The 17,080-nt window shown below is 50.6% G+C and carries 21 protein-coding genes; all 21 read left to right on the top strand.

Annotated features, from left to right (window positions below; all coding sequences use genetic code 11):
• Nucleotides 1–10 precede the first annotated feature (10 nt).
• Entirely contained in the window at nt 11–979 is a 969-nt protein-coding gene (locus MHN31_RS04050; protein ID WP_239443510.1) for a hypothetical protein, read from the top strand.
• Nucleotides 979–1,272, top strand: coding sequence for a tail fiber assembly protein (locus tag MHN31_RS04045; protein WP_239443509.1), 294 nt, complete (start codon nt 979–981; stop codon nt 1,270–1,272). The genes MHN31_RS04050 and MHN31_RS04045 overlap by 1 nt, the downstream gene beginning before the upstream one ends.
• A gap of 174 nt (nt 1,273–1,446) precedes the next feature.
• Complete coding sequence (locus MHN31_RS04040; protein ID WP_125562284.1) at nt 1,447–2,283, top strand: baseplate J/gp47 family protein; 837 nt, start codon at nt 1,447–1,449, stop codon at nt 2,281–2,283.
• Nucleotides 2,268–3,119, top strand: coding sequence for a phage tail protein (locus MHN31_RS04035; protein ID WP_239443508.1), 852 nt, complete (start codon nt 2,268–2,270; stop codon nt 3,117–3,119). Before MHN31_RS04040 ends, MHN31_RS04035 begins: the two co-directional genes overlap by 16 nt.
• A gap of 20 nt (nt 3,120–3,139) precedes the next feature.
• A complete protein-coding gene (locus MHN31_RS04030; RefSeq protein ID WP_194867639.1) occupies nt 3,140–3,619 on the top strand; it encodes a hypothetical protein in 480 nt (159 codons plus the stop codon).
• Between the two features lie 8 nt (nt 3,620–3,627).
• Entirely contained in the window at nt 3,628–5,604 is a 1,977-nt protein-coding gene (locus MHN31_RS04025; RefSeq protein ID WP_239443507.1) for a DUF4815 domain-containing protein, read from the top strand.
• Nucleotides 5,604–6,791 (top strand): hypothetical protein, encoded by a 1,188-nt coding sequence (locus MHN31_RS04020; protein WP_239443506.1) that lies wholly within the window; start codon nt 5,604–5,606, stop codon nt 6,789–6,791. The genes MHN31_RS04025 and MHN31_RS04020 overlap by 1 nt, the downstream gene beginning before the upstream one ends.
• 9 nt (nt 6,792–6,800) lie before the next feature.
• Entirely contained in the window at nt 6,801–7,019 is a 219-nt protein-coding gene (locus tag MHN31_RS04015) for a hypothetical protein (protein WP_010385159.1), read from the top strand.
• A 45-nt stretch (nt 7,020–7,064) separates the two neighbouring features.
• Nucleotides 7,065–8,534 (top strand): hypothetical protein, encoded by a 1,470-nt coding sequence (locus MHN31_RS04010; RefSeq protein WP_239443505.1) that lies wholly within the window; start codon nt 7,065–7,067, stop codon nt 8,532–8,534.
• A 9-nt stretch (nt 8,535–8,543) separates the two neighbouring features.
• Nucleotides 8,544–8,969 (top strand): hypothetical protein, encoded by a 426-nt coding sequence (locus MHN31_RS04005; RefSeq protein WP_239443504.1) that lies wholly within the window; start codon nt 8,544–8,546, stop codon nt 8,967–8,969.
• Nucleotides 8,970–9,566: 597 nt separating this feature from the next.
• A complete protein-coding gene (locus tag MHN31_RS04000; RefSeq protein ID WP_239443503.1) occupies nt 9,567–10,448 on the top strand; it encodes a baseplate J/gp47 family protein in 882 nt (293 codons plus the stop codon).
• Nucleotides 10,441–11,568: a phage tail protein I gene (locus MHN31_RS03995; protein ID WP_239443502.1), complete on the top strand. Its 1,128-nt coding sequence runs from the start codon at nt 10,441–10,443 to the stop codon at nt 11,566–11,568. The genes MHN31_RS04000 and MHN31_RS03995 overlap by 8 nt, the downstream gene beginning before the upstream one ends.
• Complete coding sequence (locus MHN31_RS03990) at nt 11,568–12,125, top strand: phage tail protein (RefSeq protein WP_138539418.1); 558 nt, start codon at nt 11,568–11,570, stop codon at nt 12,123–12,125. The genes MHN31_RS03995 and MHN31_RS03990 overlap by 1 nt, the downstream gene beginning before the upstream one ends.
• Before the next feature lie 33 nt (nt 12,126–12,158).
• Nucleotides 12,159–12,992 carry a hypothetical protein gene (locus MHN31_RS03985; RefSeq protein ID WP_239443501.1) on the top strand — a complete coding sequence of 278 codons (834 nt, stop codon included), beginning with the start codon at nt 12,159–12,161 and terminating at the stop codon, nt 12,990–12,992.
• Nucleotides 12,993–12,994: 2 nt separating this feature from the next.
• Nucleotides 12,995–13,240 carry a phage tail assembly chaperone gene (locus tag MHN31_RS03980; protein WP_010385151.1) on the top strand — a complete coding sequence of 82 codons (246 nt, stop codon included), beginning with the start codon at nt 12,995–12,997 and terminating at the stop codon, nt 13,238–13,240.
• Between the two features lie 77 nt (nt 13,241–13,317).
• Entirely contained in the window at nt 13,318–13,899 is a 582-nt protein-coding gene (locus MHN31_RS03975; RefSeq protein WP_239443500.1) for a hypothetical protein, read from the top strand.
• On the top strand, nt 13,896–14,639 hold the full coding sequence (locus MHN31_RS03970) for a phage baseplate assembly protein V (protein ID WP_239443499.1): 744 nt from the start codon (nt 13,896–13,898) through the stop codon (nt 14,637–14,639). The genes MHN31_RS03975 and MHN31_RS03970 overlap by 4 nt, the downstream gene beginning before the upstream one ends.
• A gap of 2 nt (nt 14,640–14,641) precedes the next feature.
• The gene (locus tag MHN31_RS03965) at nt 14,642–14,959 is read left to right on the top strand and encodes a PAAR domain-containing protein (RefSeq protein ID WP_125562313.1); all 318 of its coding nucleotides are present in this window, start codon (nt 14,642–14,644) and stop codon (nt 14,957–14,959) included.
• Complete coding sequence (locus MHN31_RS03960; protein ID WP_125562314.1) at nt 14,956–15,291, top strand: GPW/gp25 family protein; 336 nt, start codon at nt 14,956–14,958, stop codon at nt 15,289–15,291. The genes MHN31_RS03965 and MHN31_RS03960 overlap by 4 nt, the downstream gene beginning before the upstream one ends.
• A gap of 114 nt (nt 15,292–15,405) precedes the next feature.
• Complete coding sequence (locus MHN31_RS03955) at nt 15,406–16,566, top strand: phage tail sheath C-terminal domain-containing protein (RefSeq protein WP_125562316.1); 1,161 nt, start codon at nt 15,406–15,408, stop codon at nt 16,564–16,566.
• On the top strand, nt 16,566–17,075 hold the full coding sequence (locus MHN31_RS03950; protein ID WP_010385144.1) for a phage major tail tube protein: 510 nt from the start codon (nt 16,566–16,568) through the stop codon (nt 17,073–17,075). Before MHN31_RS03955 ends, MHN31_RS03950 begins: the two co-directional genes overlap by 1 nt.
• The last annotated feature ends 5 nt before the right edge of the window (nt 17,076–17,080 follow it).

Raw genomic sequence — 17,080 nt, 5'->3', positions numbered from 1 at the left:
GAATTGAATTGTGTCAACCAATACAGAAACGTTGGAAGGACGTCTCGTTTCATTAAACGAGGAAATTGCCAAACTGACTGAAGCCAATAATGCACTGACCGGTCAGGTTATTGCTAAGTCGTCAGTAATAGACAAAGAAGTAGCAGAAGCCCGTACGTCTTTTCAGGGCTTTATGAAAGAAGCGAACAGTCGCTATTTGAGTTCAGCATATAATATTTACACTAAAGTAGATGCCCTCAGTGACGTCGATGTTGCCGAGCAAGTCAGGGAACAGTTTGAAGCAGGGCACCAGAGTGTTGAGATTATCATTCCTGAAAACACCATCTGCACTTGGAAAACGGAATTGTATGTCCCTCCTGGTCGTAACTTGTTAATTTCAGGACGAAATAAAGAAACTTCAATTATCGAGTTTAAGGCCTTTCGACAATATAGTGCGGCCGGTGAGTTGTGTGACTTTATTAATCCAATCAGGATCACAAATGGGGTGAATCTGGCGACGAAGAATATCACACTCAGACAGGTTGCTGAAATTGGTAAAAAGTCTGCTCCTTACCGCCACGGTATGGTTACTCTACAGGGGTACAACGAACACAGTGGCACCGTTGATTTATATTTCCGGGACACGCAATTTGAGACGTACGACTGTATCGTCCACCCAGAGGGGATTGGATTGGGCACTGCCTCAATCTTGTTTCAGGGTTGTCACTTAAAGCAAGTGGCAAATCCACAGTGGTTTACGGCCCATAATTGCGGATGGATTGGCTGGCATTCCTGGTCGTTCATCGGAAAGTACCTATCGGTGATTAAGAGGAAGTGCACGCAGGAACCTTTGAATGTAGATGTTGATGTCTCTGACGGTAAAGTGCTTGATTTTATCGCCGTATGGGGCTTTAGCGATTCGGTGAAATCCGGAATGGATGTCAGTGAGAGATTAACACCACAGACGAATACGAGTTTACAATTTTGGGGAGCAGTCTAATGCTGGCAAATATTAAGTATCAGGGAATCGAATATATTAACTCAACAAAAGCGGAATTGCTGGAAGCGGGTGTACCGGAAAGTATTGTGGATGATGCCTGTCGGACCCAGTTACTGGATGAACTAAGAAAACGACGCAACATGCTACTTCAGGAGTGTGACTGGACGCAGATCCCGGACGCACCGATCGCGCCAGAGCAGCAGCAAGTATGGGCTGAATATCGTCAAGCACTCCGTGACTTACCGAATGGATTAACGGATCCCGAGCAAGTTACCTGGCCAGAGCTACCCTAAGATAAATTGTTGGTTTACCTAATCTGACTCAGGAAACTGGATTTCTTGCCATTCCTTGGGGCAATGTGCGGGTTATTGTAAGTGTGTCAGCAGCCTTACGGTTTTTGGCTGATGATTACTACAGCCCAGCGCATCTTCGCTTCACACTTATGTTCACTTAAAACAGGTTGTACTATGACCGACCTTTTCGATTTTACGGCGCTCCCTGCGCCCGATATTTTAGAATCTATTGAATTTGAAGACATTTATCAGGCGCGGGTGGCGCGGTTTAAAGCCCTTGCGCCGCAGTATGCAGACGCATTGGCCCTGCAAAGCGATCCGTTATCGGTATGCTTGCAGGTCGAAAGTTACCGCGAATTATTGTTACGACAGCGCATAAATGAAGCCGTACAGTCTAACTTGCTGGCAACAGCGCAGGATGCTGATCTGGACCAGCTTGGGCTGTTTTACGGTGTCCTGAGGGCAGCCAATGAAGCCGATAGCGGGTTCCGTCAACGGATCCGGCAAAAGACTCTGGCATCAAGTACGGCGGGCAGTAAAGACCACTATCGCAACGCAGCATTGACCGCCGCGCCCAGTGCGATCCGTGACGTGGAAGTAGATAGTCCCGAGTCCGGTAAGGTTCGCGTGGCGGTGCTATTTCATGCGGATCAGGATCCGACAGCGGCATTGCAGCAAGTACGCAGCTATGTACTCAGTGATGAAGTCAAAGTACTGACCGATACAGTGGACGTAGAGCTGGCAGAGGCCATTGAGGTGGATGTCCACGCTGATATTTATCTCAACTCAAATACGCCTTTACGGGTGTTTGAGCAGCTGGAAGCGAAGCTGCGTGCTGCGTGGCAGACAGAGCTGGCGCTCGGCACGGTAATGACACCCAGCTGGCTCAGTGCCCAGTTGCATGTTGCGGGCGTTAAGCATGTTGAAATCCATACTCCAGCTTCTTTGGTCGAAGTGGCGGCAAATCAATATGTTCAGCTGAAGCAGGTAAGTCTATGTCTGAAAACTTAACCGCTAATACACCTTTGGTACCACCCAATCACACCCCATTACAACGGGCGTTAGATCAGCACGGGCAGCTTACACAAACACTGGAAGCAAGTATTTCGTTGCTCAGAGGCTTTAAGTCTCATCCCAATCCCAATTTGTTGCCCTGGCTGGTCTGGGAATATGGTTTGGATCCTCTGGAACCTTATCTGGATAACCTGGATCAAGTGCTCTTGCAGGGGCTGAGCTGGCAGCGGATCCGAGGTACGCGAGCGAGTCTGGCGATGGCGGTTGGTTGGCTTGGGGTGCCCTTATTACACATTGAAGAATCGGGATCACTTCGGCACTTTTATCGTTATCAATTGCACCTTGATAGTGTACCAGGTGAGTGGCAACTCAATCGGCTGGCACAACTGAGTGAGCTAAGTGCACCGGCCCGCAGCGAGCTGGTTCGGATCACTTATCAGCTCGATATTCGCGAGCTGGCGCTGTCATCAGGTCAGTTTGGCGATCTGCTCAGTGAGCAATCAGGCTTTCATTATACCTTGAAAGATGGCAAGCAAGTGAGGTTGTCTCGCCAGCGTACTCACAGCGAACGAACGGAACTGTCTGCGCAGGGCGGGAGTAAAGTGTTGCGCAAGCGAGGCCAGCTGTGGGGTCATGTCCACAATCACCGTCTGGGCACGCTGGTGCTCAGTGTACCGCCTGTAAGTCACCTTAAGGCTGGTATTTCGCATCAACGTGCCATTGTCAGTCATATCCAAACCCAACCCGGACTCTGGCAAGCAAGCTGGTCAACAGTGAGCTGGTCTGACAGTCAGACACCTCAGCTTGATCAGTGCCATTACTCACTTACCTAACCACTCAACAAGGAGTTACATTGTCTATTTTCACCTTTAACGGGCGGACTCTGCTTGCGCGCAGCGTAGCCCAAACCTCTCTTTATCTGGCCTGGGGCCGCGGTGATGGCAACTGGCAGACGCCACCATCCGAACCCATCAGTGCCACGCAACTGGCTGATCCCTTAGGGTATCGCAAAGTTAAATTTCAGGGTTTTTGTGAGCCGGATGAGCAAGGCGACATCGATGTTCAGGGGGCGCGTTATCGCCACAGTGCTGAACCTACGCGTCATGTTTATTGCCAATTCGTTTTCGATTTTGAAGATGCACAGGGCGAGACTGTTCGCGAACTGGGGATCTTTTCAGGCACGACGTTCACAGCTGATGTGGCAGCGGGGCAGGTCTATGTACCGCCGGAGCAAATCGCATCAACGGGGACTTTGTTGTTGTTGGATCACCGGGCGCCTTTGGTCAGAGAGCCAGGCGTCCGGGAAAGTTTTGAATTTGTGATGAGTTTTTAGGAGAGCCCATGCTACAGGATTATTATCACAATTATGATAAAGCCAATGGCTATGAGCGGCTGCTGTTTCGTTCTGGGCGTGGTTTGCAAAGCCGGGAGCTGAACGATTTACAATCTCAGGTACGGGATCAGGTGAAAGGAATTGCCGATGTCTTGCTCAAAGATGGCGATTTGGTGTCTGGCGACGATGTCGTGATAGACGCCGTATCCGGAGAGGTTCAGCTGAGCGCGGCCCAGGTTTATCTGGACGGTCATATCAGAGAGATACCCGCAGCCACATTTACTATTGCGCTGCAAGGTGGTGTTGATATAGGTGTCTGGCTAACTCACAGTGTTGTAACGGAAATTGAAGATCCATCGCTCAGAGATCCGGCCGTCAATGCCCTTAACTATGATGAACCAGGCGCCGCCCGATTACAGCAGCATTGTCAGTGGGGACTGCGAGAGGACGCGTTGGCCGAAGAAGATGCGTTTTACCCCGTACACCGCATTGAAGATGGTGTGCTGATCATCAAACAAGCACCGCCTCAGCTGGATGCGGTGACTCAGGCACTGGCCCGTTATGACCGCGAAGCCAACGGCGGCAGTTATGTCGTGGAAGGCATGGCGCTGAGTTATCGTGACCGTGAAGCCGATCAGCAGGTCTTTAGCCTGCAAGAGGGTAAAGCGCATATTCAGGGTTATGAAGTCGCCTTTGATACCGCGCGCAGCACTGCCTTTGACTGGGACCCGGATATTGGCACGGTCAGAGAAGAGCCAAAGGCATTTATCAGTGTACCGGCATCTGACGATGGCGCGCGCAGTATGCGGGTTGACCTGGACTTCTTCCCGGTGAAAGCCGTAGAAGAAGTGAATGTCAGCATTGAAAAAAGCGCGATATTGACTCGGGCTCAACTGGCAGGTGGAGAGGATCTGCTTCCGGATGAGTCAGTACTGGAGATCCTGAGTGTCACGCAGGGAGAGACGACCTTTGTTGCTGGCGTTGACTTCCTCTTCTTACGGAATCACATCAGCTGGCAGCTCAGTGGTGAAGAACCCGCCCCAGGCAGCCAGTTTGAGGTGCGATACCGCTTTCGTACTCAGGTGGCAATTGAACATGATGAGTTTGGTTTTACCCTGCAAAAGCAGCAGCCACAGGGAGAGCTGGTTGAGAATGCCCTGATCACAGTGGATTATCAGTGGTATCGGCCGCGTATTGATCTTGTGGTGCTGGACCGCTTTGGCCAGCTCAAACGCATTAAAGGACAACCGGCGCATCAGCTGCCCGTTGCGCCAAAAGTGCCGGCCAATCATCTGCCACTGGCGCAGGTGAGTCAGAGCTGGTTTACCGATCAGGCGCCGGAGATCGAAAACCTTGCAGTCAGGGCGGTCTCTATGTCAGAGCTGGAACAAATGCAGTCTCAGATCAGTGATTTATATCAGTTGCTGGCAATTGAGCGTTTGCGCAATGACGCCAACAGTGAGGAGTCTGCCAGTAAGTTCGGCGTATTTGTTGATCCTTTCATTGATGATGATATGCGTGATGCCGGCATTGAACAAACGGCAGCGATTGTCGATGGTGAGCTTATTTTACCCCTGAGCGCCGATATTGTTGAACTGCCTTTGCCGAGCGGCAATGTACTGACCTTGCCTTATGAACTTGAAGACGTGCTGGCGCAAACCAAACAAACTGGCAGCATGAAGGTCAATCCCTATCAGGCGGTGGAACCTATTCCAGCCACGGTGCGTTTGACACCCAGTGTCGACCACTGGACCCAGACAAGCCGTAGCTGGACCAGCCCCGTCACCCGACGTTTTGATATTGGCCGGGGACTGCGCAGGTTAACGCGCACACGCACCAGCACTCAGGTACTGAGCCGCACCACGCGTCAGGCTCAATTCATGCGTTCACGTTGGGTGAACTTTACTATTTCCGGATTTGGTCCGCAGGAAACCCTGGAGCGGGTGACCTTTGACGGGATCAGTGTCCAGGCTCAGGAGGTTTAATGATCAAGGCAGACAGCAACGGCCAGATACGTGGCCGATTTTTGATCCCAGGCAATGTGCCGGTGGGCAGCAAAGATGTGCGTTTCATAGGTGAAAAAGACTCGATGGGGCAGGCGCGTTATACCGGCAATGCCACCATTCGCAGCGAAACCGTACGACGTATCAATTCAATAGTGACGGTGCGTTATGACCCATTGGCGCAAACCTTTACCTTACCTGAGCGCCGCTTTATAGCCGCCGTTGAGCTGTGGTTTAAAAAGACAGGAAAGGAAGCGGTCCGCGTACAGATCCGCGAAACCGAACTGGGGATCCCCAACCAGACGGTGCTGGCAGAGGCGACATTAGAGCAAGGTGACATTAAACTTGGGGGTGAACCGACCTTATTTGAGTTTACTCCGGTGTCGCTTAATGCCGGCGAAGAATACGCGATAGTGGTGCTCACGGATGGTGATGAGCATGAAGTGGCGATTGCTGAACTGGGCAAGTTTGACAGTGACAGTGGATGGGTAACCAGCCAGCCTTACCAGGTCGGTGTGTTGCTGTCTTCAAGTAATGCGTCAACCTGGACACCGCATCAGAACCGCGATCTGGCGTTTCGTCTTAAAGCGGCGCGCTTTACGCAAACAGAAAGTCAGGTGGCTTTGGGCGAGGTGGCGCTGGATGGCCACACAGACTTGCTTGCTCTGGCTGTTGCAGAGCGCCCCGGGAGTGACACCCAACTACAACTTGAGTTTTCAGGCGAAAGCACGGGCACGTTCAGCTTACAGGAGTTGCAGTCCGTCCGGCTAGCTAACAAAGCCACAGAAATAATTAATGTCAGTGCCAGGCTGACCGGCACCGAGACCCAGTCTCCGGTATTGTTTGAAAGCGTCCAGGTTGCACTGGGCACCGTGGCGGAGCAGGCTGATTACGTGACCCGGGCGATCCCTTGTGAAGTGGATGGCAGTCTTAAAGTGAGTTTTGAAGCCCAGCTACCAGGGGTTGCGAAAGTCACGGTACTGATTGAGCAGGGCGACAGCTGGCTTGAAGTGCCGCTGAAATCGACACAGGCCGCGGATGAAGGCTGGCAGTTGTGTCATTACCAGCTGGATAGCCTGACCGAGCGCAGTGCCCGGGTAAAATTATTGCTTTCTGGCAGCCATACGGAGCGTCCTCGAGTGCGCGCTTTACGGGCATTTTCTATCTAAGGAGGCGGTATGCATAATCCACTTACCCCGCATTTTTCACTGCCTCTGCCGCATCCGGACAATTTGCTGCAACAAGATGTAGTGCGGCTGGCTAATGCCCTGACGGCAGTAGACACGCAGTTATTTCAGCAACAGCACATTCAACAGCAACAGTATCTTGCGGTGCAGGAAAAGCTGCGTCGCAGCCGCCTGAACCAGCTATTAGGTGAACCCCTGCTTGCGCTGTAGTGCAGGCCCCTTCATTTACTTTCTAAATCATTCAACGAGGAATTTATGGCAAGTATACAAACTGCCGTGCAGGTCATGGTCGACAAACTGGTCGCCGACATGCAAGGCGAACAACCGCTTAGTGCCGAAGAACAGGCGCTGGTCAGTAATGCAATCACCAAACTGGCCGATAACGAAAAACTGGAACAGGCTGTTGTGGCCGTGGCAGAATCGCATATTGATGAGGCCACCACAGCACTGCAACAGGTTGCTCAGGTCAGCCAGACCAGCCTGCAACAGGCAGCACAGACACTCAATGACAATGGCACCGCGCTTGAAGGCAAAGCGGCTAAACTGGATCAGCTGGATGCAATGGCGCCGAGCCTGGCTCGGGTTGAAGCATTGCAGGGACGGGCTTTTACCAATCAGATACGACCCTTGTTTGGGATTAATTCCATAGAAACAAATCACACTTCAGGCAACTATGCGCGTACCACTTCGGTATTTGCAGTCTATGACCACAGTGGCGAAACGTTTCTAGTCAGACCCTGCTTCACTTATAACAACAGCTATGAGCAAAGCCGGCTGGAGTACTTAAAGCTATTCGCTGATGGAAGTGGCAGAAGCATTACACATAGCAGCTTTGTACACTCAAATTCGTTTGCACAAAACCCGACGAGTACGACTTATCTTTATGGTGCCAGCGCTTATTTACCACTGGGCAGTAAAGACAATCCGGCGGATATTGAGTATGACATTGTCTATAGTACTCAGGACTCTCAGGCTACTGGAGTGGCAAACTATGGGGGGGTCTACGTTCGTTCGCAAGGCTTTACGTCAATGAGTAAGCCTAAAAAAAACCTGAATGCGACGGACCAATATGGTGTTCCTTCCATCACCAGTCATAGCTACGCTGATGTAGCAGTATTGTACGACAATCAGAAGCATTGCCTGCTTATGGTCGACGAAAACACGTCTTTACTGATTGAAAAATATCGTGATGGAAACGTTATCACTACGACAGCTATTGCGAACGAGTCAGAACTACAGGCATATGTGGACAACGGTGATTTTACTACGGTTAAAATGATACATCATTACCTGAATTACCCTTATGGTATCAGACGCTTAACAGGCCAGGAAGCACAGCTGAGTCAACCTTGGGATTATTATGGGTATTTCGGTGTATTTAACAATACAGTGAAAATGGGAGGGAGTCGCTACTGCGCGCATTATCGCTTTACACCTGAACTAAAATTAGAACCCGTAAACTATTTCTTTATGAATAGCTCTCGGGCGGCTACAACTTCAGGGAATGCAACTGGCACCGGAGAGGCTACCGTGGCACTTGAGAGTATGTCAGGTGAGTTATTGGGTATGTACTCTTATCGCTCAGAACCAGATACGGCGGGGTATCATGGTGGCATAATGGCCAATGCCATTATGTGTATCAATCCATATAGTCACACCGGGGTGATTAATGAGCACTTCACCCACAATTATCACGGCCTCGGCCGTACCTGTCGCGCATTTTAAGGAGAGAACATGAGTTGCGAATACTTTGCCGATAAAGGCATGAAAATCGAGGGAAACTACTGGCTGGTGCATCCACAGACCGGCGAAGCCTGGAATGATGAGTCTGCAGCCGCCTTTATTGCTGGTTACGTGCCGCCGCACCTGAGTGAAGATGCCATTGCTTCACGTAAGGCTATGTTGATCGATGAGATTAAACGTGCTGTGTATGATTGCCTTGAGGCGCAGCTGTGGCGTGTCACCAAAGCGCATGAGCGAGTGCAGCTCGCGCAGCTGGGTGGCTCAGAGGTTGAAAGAACAGAGGCAAATGCGGCCTATAAGGCAGAATTGGAAAAGCGTGAAGCGCTGCGTCAGAGAAGTAATGAGGCGGAGTTACAGGTGGCAGATCTGGCATCCATCGACGCGCTGGATGCATTCACTTTTAAAGCTGAGGTGTAATACCAGGTTGTTTGCATAAAAAAGATAGGAAAAAGTCTAATCCGGTCAGAATTGACCGGTTTTCTTCCCTTTAAATCAGTAAGATATACCTAAGCTTGAGAAAGCTAAGTCAAGAGATACAGTACGCTGTCAGAGAACAGCAAGATTCCGCAAGTTAAAAACCACCGGCTCAGAATGATGAGCGGTGGTTTTTTTATGTCCGAACCTGGCGGATTTACTGTGTCGAGTTTAAACCGGTCAAAGTTGACCGTTTTTACTCCCTTAAAATCAGTAAGATACACCTAAGCTTGAGAAAGCTAAGTCAAGAGATACAGTAAGTTGTCAGAGAACAGCAAGATTCCACAAGTTAAAAACCACCGGCTCAGAATGATGAGCGGTGGTTTTTTTATGTCTGAATCTGGAGGGTTTACTGAGTCGATTTTAAACCGGTCAAAGTTGACCGTTTTTACTCCCATAAAATCAGTAAGATACACCTAAGCTTGAGAAAGCTAACGAAAGAACAAATCGTACTTCCCGTGATAAACCCGATGCGGTACTGCCTTATGCAGTGCCAAGTCGGGTTTTTTTATAACTTAATTTTGTAAGACAGAGGATGAGATGAGCCAATTTGCGACACCAGACCTGTCCCGGGTGCCTTTACCTGAGCTGCTACAGGATGTGGATTTCGAACAAGAGTTTAAGGAAATCAAACAGCGTTTTTTAACCGCTCATCCTCACTATGCCGATGCGTTGGCGCTTGAAAGTGACCCGTTGACTGCCTTGTTGCAAACGCTGGCTTATCAGCAAGTCTTGCACACTCAACAGGCAAATGATGCGGTTCGGGGCGTGATGCTGGCAACGGCCACTGGTGCAGACCTGGATGCCATCGCCTCGCGTTATAACCTGTTGCGAGGCGACGCAGAGGAAGATAGCCGGTTTCGTCAGCGTATTCAATTGGCTTTTGATGGCTTGAATACCGCAGGTAGTGCCTCGGCTTATACCTTTCATGCTTTGTCACTTGATACGCGCATTCGTGATGTCACCGTGTCCAGTCCGGCACCCTGTGACATTGCCCTGACCATTCTCAGTACTGAAGGAGATGGCACGCCGCCTCAGGCATTGCTTGAAAAAGTAGGTAAACACTTTGCTGCCCAGGGATGGGAGCACCAGGGGGGGTCACAAGTGAGACCCCTGGGCGATAGGGTCACCGTTCGTGCCGCTGAAATTGTGCCTTTTACCGTTAAGGCGGAGCTGGTGGTGTTACCAGGGCCGTCTGCTAACGCAATCCGTCAGGCTGCCGAGGCCGCATTGCAAGATTATCTGGTGAGCCGTCAGGCGCTTGGGAAAAAAGTAACCCGGGCCGGATTGTTTGCCGCGCTGCATCGCGAGGGCGTCGATGAGGTTCATTTGCTGTCTCCTGCAAGCAATGTATCCGTCACGGATGTGCAGTCGGCTTGGTGTGAACACGCACAAGTGACTGTGGCGGTGAAAGATGAATGAATTATTACCAGGTAGCGCATCAGCACTAAGCCGGGCTCTTGCCCGACAGATGACAAAACCAGGCAAAGTAAGATCATTACTGCTTGATACACTGGATATCAGTAACAGGACCCAGGCTGAGCGGCAGCGACTTGCAACGAAGTGGCAGCTCGATGCGATGACCAGCAGTGCTTTTTTTGGTGCGGATATTAATCAGCTGCTCACTGTGGTTTGGGACAGCACCCTTTGCCCGGTGACTAAGCTCACTGAACTTGGCCAGGCACTTAACATCCCCAATCTGGATGATGCTCCGGATGAACAGGCGCTGCGTCGCAGTGTGCAGGATGCTTGTATTTTACAGGATATCCGTTTGCTGCTGCGTGCATTATGGGATCCGATGCTCTGTCCCACGCCGTTATTGCCCTGGCTGGCTTGGTCTATGTCTGTGGATGAGTGGGACGAAGCCTGGTCAGAAGCACTCAAGCGCCAGGTGATCCGCGATGCGTTTACAGTTCACCAATATAAAGGCACACCCTATGCGCTGCAAAAAGCACTCGACAGTTTAAACATTGCTACTGAGATCAGGGAATGGTGGCAGTCCGAAGGAGCGGACATCCCCTCAGAAGAGGCCATGCCGCCCGGTACGATTAAAGTGTGGGCATTAGTGAATCAGAATTTGGACGACCATCAGCAAGGACTGCTGACACCCCAGATGTTGAAAAAAGTCCGCCGGGTGATTAACGCGGTCAAGCGCGGTGCCATCCATGTCGATTTACAGCTGGGTATTTCACTGAGCGAGTCTGTAGCACCTTTTGGGACTGTGCAAGCACCGCTCAATCTGATTGATCATGAAGCGGCGGGCCTGGGTATCACGCCAGATCCGACACAGGGCTCGGTGGCAACCTCAGCGGCAGGACACATGCTTAACTGCCAGCGCTGGCGTTTACAAGGTGAAGGCCTTACGCCAGACCGAACTGAGGGCGGGATCACATCTTGTGCTCTGCTTCATTCATTGAACCGTGCTGATATTGTCGCTGAAAGTTTGGGTATTACACCTGAACTGGTGGCTGGCGAGTTGGCGCTGTTGTCAGGGATTCAAGCTCTGAATATTCAATCTTTTCATTTACAAGGAGTGACTTAATGTCAGCATTAACCTTGCAATTTACTCAGGCGGGGCTGGATGCCTTATTGTCTGCACGCGCCAGAGGTTTTAAAGGGCAGATAAGCCATATGGCCTTTGGGGACGCAAGCTATACCCCATCTAAAAATCAAACTACGCTGCGCTCTCAAAAAGAGCTGGTGGAAATTGCCGATTCGGACTACACCGACGGTGAAAGCAGTAGCCTGAAAGTGGCCGCCAAATTCGAGGCGCCCCTGGAGTACGCAATTGGCGAAATTGGCGTATTTCTGGATTCCGGCGAAAAGCTGGCAAACGGTCAGCCTAAACTGATTTTACTGGGTGTGTATTCTAAACCTAACACTACGCTGGGGTATCGCACGCCGGACGTTAAAGTGTTGCAGTGGCTAACTTTGAGTCTGACACAGCTGCCCTCAGACAGTGTTGAGGTCAAACTCGGTGTCGATAACCTCAACCTGATCCTCGATAACGAGCTGGCCGAATTAACTTTGGCCCAGATCGATACCATGCATCGCCAGATTGAACAAGAATGGCGCCTGACGGCCCTGGAACATGCCTGATGAAAGTGACTTACAAAGTTCAAAGGAGACTATATGACAACTGAAACTAAACCAATCTCGCAGCAGCTAACAGAGGTCGCAGGGCGTGCTAACGCATTGTGTCAGACTGTGGCCGATAAAGCAGGTGAAATCACAACGACACTGAATGCGAAGTTAGCGCAGGTTGATACGCGTGTAACAAACGCTGAAGCGTCGCTTAATGCGGAAATGGCTCAGGCCCAGTCTGAGTTTAATAGCTGGAAAAGTGGCCATACTGAACTGGTTAATGGCTTAGAAGTTCATAAGCAAGGCAAAATAAAGCGTTACTTCTTTGCGACTAATCTCGGTAATGGTGGGTATACCGCAGACAGAGATGGGCCAGATGCTGAATTTCCGCATTGCGCCGCACCACAAGAACCTTATTACATCAACTTACTTGAATTTGATGCACAAAATGGCGGTGGTTTCGGCGCAGGTGGGGACTACTTTAAATGCGAAGTTATTATGACCCACCGGGGGATGTTTGCAACGAGTTACACTGAACACTTGGTATTTACCGGCACGTCATTTTCGGATTGTGTTTCTGCGGTGATGGAAGCAAAAAGTATTGTTCACAATAACCATCTCAGCCTGTTTATTTCAGAGCCGGACAACCCGGCGAAAGAAATTCCTTTGGGTCCGGACCTGAAAGGGTCTTCAGTCCCCGTGAATTTCAGGGCAATTGGTCAGGGGGGTGACTCGGGAATCGCGAGGTTAACCCTTAAAATTGACCCGAGATACCACTGCGGCGCATCCCGAGCTATTGGCGTCAGTACTGAGTATACGTCGGAGCGTGGTCGCCCTAGTGCAGTGCGCATCAGTCAAAACCAACCAACATGGGAGCAATAAACATGGACATAACAGAAAATGAAGCGCAAATGCCTGTTCAGCAACTTGCAGATGAGAGTGAGTGGCACTCAATCAGAGCAATGCGCGATGCCTATCTGCGTTCAACAGACTGGCTGGTACTTAAATATCAGGAAACGGAAGGTGCGGTACCTGATGAGCTGAAGCACTACCGTCAGGCATTGAGGAATTTACCGCAAACATTTGACTCGCCAAACGACGTCGCTTGGCCGGTCAAGCCTGAGCTGTAATACCATCCGACTTCGGGCACGTCGCCCGCCCTGACTCACTGATCGTCTTCGAGTCTTTTTAATCTAAGAGCAAGTCTATGCAACGAACTACCTTAATCACCCAGGTGCTTGAGCGTCTGACGACGTCCCTGGCGGCTGTGGCTCAGGTGGATTATTTAATCCCGAGCCAGGTTGCCCCGGACCTGACCCAGCAAGCCCAACTGACATTAACGCCTAAACTGGAACGACAGGCCAGCGAGCTGCAAAGTAAAGGCACCGAAATCGGTGTCAGCTATGGACCGGCATACAACAAAAACCTCAGCCCAAACCCGCTGGACAGGCGGGTGCTGAGTGTGCAGCTTGATATTGAGTTGATGGATGGCGATAAAGCCAGGCTGCTGGAACGGCTGGATGAGGTAATCAGTACAGGCGAAGCCGCAATGATGGCGGACGACGTGCCCACCCATTGGCAACACTTTATTGCCGATAAAACGACCTTTGCCTTTAGTCAGCAAAGTGAGGACGTGAAAGCTCAGTTGCAGTTGAACTGGTCATTTTACTATCAGGTTGAGCAGAGCGAATCGCCAGGCGTGCCAATCACCGACGTGTATTTGGGGCAACACGGTCATGAGCATAAATTGGTCTACAGCACCCAAACGCCCGCAGGGGAGATATTATGATTCCGGACCCCGCTCAATCAGAATTAGCCTTATCTGACTTACAGCATCGTTTAAGTAAGCTGATCACGCTTGGTACAGTACATGAAGTTGACTACGAGGCAGCTCGTGTGAAGGTCAAAATCGGTGACTGGATCACAGCTAAGCTGCCCTGGCTGACCGATATGGCGGCACACAACATGACCTGGCGTACCCCCGAGGTCGGCGAGCAGGTTATCGTCCTTGCGCCTTGTGGTGACACCGCTCAGGGCGTGATTTTGGGCAGTGTTTATAGTGCGGCCGCAGATCATCATAAGCCAGATCATGTATTAGGTGCGGGTGAAGGGGAAAGCTATGCAGCGGCAAGCAGTCGTGAACATGTGCACCGCACCCGCTATCAGGATGGCGCGCTGGTTGAATATGACACTCAAAATCACACTTATCATCTTTATGTACCGGATACTGACGGTGAAGAAACCGCAAAAATTACGGTACACAGTGAAAGAGATCTTCGTATCGAGTGTGGCTTCAATGCCACGGTAGAAGTGGGCAACAACGCCTCAATCAATGTCGTTAATGATGCCAACCTCACAGTGGGCAATGACGCTTCTGTCAGTGCAGTAAAAAACATTCACGTAACGGCAGAAGAAACACTGAATTTAGCGGGCAAGCAGGTCAATATCAGCTCATCGGAGCAGGATATTGCCATCGCGGCGACGGGCAATCTGTTGCTCAATGGTGCAATGATCAAAGCGCAGGAGTAACCATGCCAGCCATTTCATTAAATAAAGCCCAAACCAATTTGCACGATGATTACAACCCGGCCACGGTGGCTGCAGCACAAAACACCTTTAAGGTCGGTGGAGAAGCGGTGTTGTGTGTTGGTGACGTATTGTCCGTGCACTTACACAGCAAAGACAGCAAGCTGCCGCCTCATGCGGGGCAGACGGTAACAAAAGGGGCGCCGGGCTTTACCATTGGGCGCAAAGCAGTTGCCCGAGTGGGTGATGTCAGCAGTTGTAACGCAAAGATTGAAGATGGGTTTGCGCAATTCATTGTGGGCAACAAAGGAGGTGCCGCATGATAGGGATGAATGCCCAGACGGGCAAGCCACTCAGTGGCGTTGAACATTTAAAGCAAAGTATTCAAGACATAGTAACGACGCCCAAGGGAAGCCGGGTGATGCGTCGTGATTATGGCTGCGGCTTATTTGAATTAATTGACCGACCATTTTCACATTCTCTGGTAGGCGACATTACGATTGCTATATCCAACGCACTTGAGCAATGGGAGCCCAGGTTCTCACTTGAAGGGGTGGCGGTGCACCCGGTCGGAGACGGCAAATTATCAATCGCTATTGAAGGGTTATACCTCATCAATGGTGAACCGGTAACCATCGAAGGGATCCAAATCTAACTTCTGTTTTTTTAATCTATTTCAACTTAAGCCACAGTACTGTGGGGCCAATTCATTGCCTCACGTCTGTGGCTTTTTTATTAGCTAATTGACATACCTTTAAAGGAGATATCTATGTCTGAATTTCTACACGGTGTAGAAGTCATCGAGGCGCAATCTGGTACGCGCCCTATTAAAACTGTAAAAAGCTCGGTAATTGGTGTTATCGGTACTGCACCTGATGCTGATACAGACGCATTTCCTGCCAATACACCGGTATTGATTGCGGGTAAGCGCAGTGAGGCTGAAAAGCTCGGAACCCAGGGTACGCTGCCTGACGCACTGAACGGGATTTTTGACCAGGCGGGTGCCGCTGTGGTTGTGATCCGTGTTGAAGGTGCAGATGAAGCTGCTGTGATGGCTGCGATGACAGACAGTTCAACGGATGATGGCAAATACAAAGGGGTGTTTGCATTCCTGGGTGCTGAGTCTGTACTGGGCGTTGCACCACGAATTCTGGTTGCACCGGGTTATACGCATCAGCGCGATGGTGGTGCGAACCCTGTTGTTAGCAAATTGGTGGGTGTGGCAGAGCGACTGCGTGCAGTGATCATCGCTGACGGTCCGAATACCACAGATGCCAAAGCCATTGAGTATCGAGGTGATCAGAGCTCACGTCGTGTCTTCCTGGTCGACCCGCATGTCCGCGTATTCAAAGACGGTGTTGAAAAAGTTGAGCCAGCCAGTGCCCGTGTTGCGGGTATGATTGCCAAGTCGGATAACGACCGTGGCTTCTGGTGGAGCCCGAGCAACACGGCAATGAATGGCATTGTAGGCACTGCTCGTCCAGTGGACTTCCAGCTGGGTGACCGACAAGCTCGCGCAAATCATCTGAATGAAAACCATGTTGCGACGATTATTCGTCAGAATGGTTTCAAATTATGGGGTAACCGCACTTGTTCTGGTGACCCGAAATGGACTTTCCTGTCAGTCGTACGTACTGCGGATATGATCAACGATTCACTGCTGCGTGCACACATGTGGGCGGTTGACCGCAACATCACCAAAACTTACATCGAAGACGTAAAACAAAGTGTGCAGTCTTATCTGGACAGTCTGAAGGCGCAAGGTGCGATTTTGGGCGGTGAGATTTGGGCAGACGAAGAGCTGAATTCGCCGGAAAACCTCCAGGCTGGCAAGGTTTACTTCAGCTTTGACTTTACGCCGCCAACACCGGCTGAGCACATCACCTTCAAGAGCATTCTGACAAACAACTACCTAGAGGAAATCGTATAATGGCAATGTCTCCTAAAATCCTTAAAAAATTCAAACTGTTCGTTGATGGCAAAGGCTACCTGGGCATTGCGGACGAAATTCAGCTGCCAAAAGTCACAGTCAAAACCCGTGAAGTCACATCAGGCTTTCAGGCGCCTATTGAGCTGGACGTAGGTCAGCTTGAGAAACTGGAAGGCAACATTACGTTACTTGAATACAACGCTGACATGATGAAGCTGCTGGGCGACTGGAGTGGCGCAACCACACCTTTGACAGCGCGTGGTGCGATTCAGGCGCAAGGTCAGCCGCCACAGCCTGTGGTTGTGACTTTAGAAGGCTTCTTCAAAGAAGTGGACATGGGTAACTGGAAAGACGGCGAAGAAGCTAAGTTGACGCTGCAATACACCGTGCAGAAGTACAAGCTGGAGATCAACAACGAAGTGATCTACGAAATTGATTTGTACAACGATGTACGCAAAATCAATGGCACAGATCAGATGGCGTTGTTACGCGCAGCGATTGGCGCTTAATTCAC

Source organism: Pseudoalteromonas sp. McH1-42 (assembly GCF_022347845.1).
GTDB classification, from domain to species: domain Bacteria; phylum Pseudomonadota; class Gammaproteobacteria; order Enterobacterales; family Alteromonadaceae; genus Pseudoalteromonas; species Pseudoalteromonas rubra_D.
The sequence above is the reverse complement of the archived record's forward strand: the minus strand, read 5'-3'. Positions and strand labels throughout refer to the sequence as shown.

Excerpts from the sequence above, each read along its gene's own strand:
- MHN31_RS03955 (WP_125562316.1), top strand. The coding sequence starts at position 15,406 with ATGTCTGAATTTCTACACGGTGTAGAAGTCATCGAGGCGCAATCTGGT.
- MHN31_RS03980 (WP_010385151.1), top strand. The coding sequence starts at position 12,995 with ATGGACATAACAGAAAATGAAGCGCAAATGCCTGTTCAGCAACTTGCA.
- MHN31_RS03970 (WP_239443499.1), top strand. The coding sequence starts at position 13,896 with ATGATTCCGGACCCCGCTCAATCAGAATTAGCCTTATCTGACTTACAG.
- MHN31_RS04035 (WP_239443508.1), top strand. The coding sequence starts at position 2,268 with ATGTCTGAAAACTTAACCGCTAATACACCTTTGGTACCACCCAATCAC.
- MHN31_RS03950 (WP_010385144.1), top strand. The coding sequence starts at position 16,566 with ATGGCAATGTCTCCTAAAATCCTTAAAAAATTCAAACTGTTCGTTGAT.
- MHN31_RS03965 (WP_125562313.1), top strand. The coding sequence starts at position 14,642 with ATGCCAGCCATTTCATTAAATAAAGCCCAAACCAATTTGCACGATGAT.
- MHN31_RS03960 (WP_125562314.1), top strand. The coding sequence starts at position 14,956 with ATGATAGGGATGAATGCCCAGACGGGCAAGCCACTCAGTGGCGTTGAA.
- MHN31_RS04000 (WP_239443503.1), top strand. The coding sequence starts at position 9,567 with ATGAGCCAATTTGCGACACCAGACCTGTCCCGGGTGCCTTTACCTGAG.
- MHN31_RS03990 (WP_138539418.1), top strand. The coding sequence starts at position 11,568 with ATGTCAGCATTAACCTTGCAATTTACTCAGGCGGGGCTGGATGCCTTA.
- MHN31_RS04025 (WP_239443507.1), top strand. The coding sequence starts at position 3,628 with ATGCTACAGGATTATTATCACAATTATGATAAAGCCAATGGCTATGAG.
- MHN31_RS04010 (WP_239443505.1), top strand. The coding sequence starts at position 7,065 with ATGGCAAGTATACAAACTGCCGTGCAGGTCATGGTCGACAAACTGGTC.
- MHN31_RS03995 (WP_239443502.1), top strand. The coding sequence starts at position 10,441 with ATGAATGAATTATTACCAGGTAGCGCATCAGCACTAAGCCGGGCTCTT.
- MHN31_RS04005 (WP_239443504.1), top strand. The coding sequence starts at position 8,544 with ATGAGTTGCGAATACTTTGCCGATAAAGGCATGAAAATCGAGGGAAAC.
- MHN31_RS04020 (WP_239443506.1), top strand. The coding sequence starts at position 5,604 with ATGATCAAGGCAGACAGCAACGGCCAGATACGTGGCCGATTTTTGATC.
- MHN31_RS04015 (WP_010385159.1), top strand. The coding sequence starts at position 6,801 with ATGCATAATCCACTTACCCCGCATTTTTCACTGCCTCTGCCGCATCCG.
- MHN31_RS04040 (WP_125562284.1), top strand. The coding sequence starts at position 1,447 with ATGACCGACCTTTTCGATTTTACGGCGCTCCCTGCGCCCGATATTTTA.
- MHN31_RS03985 (WP_239443501.1), top strand. The coding sequence starts at position 12,159 with ATGACAACTGAAACTAAACCAATCTCGCAGCAGCTAACAGAGGTCGCA.
- MHN31_RS03975 (WP_239443500.1), top strand. The coding sequence starts at position 13,318 with ATGCAACGAACTACCTTAATCACCCAGGTGCTTGAGCGTCTGACGACG.
- MHN31_RS04045 (WP_239443509.1), top strand. The coding sequence starts at position 979 with ATGCTGGCAAATATTAAGTATCAGGGAATCGAATATATTAACTCAACA.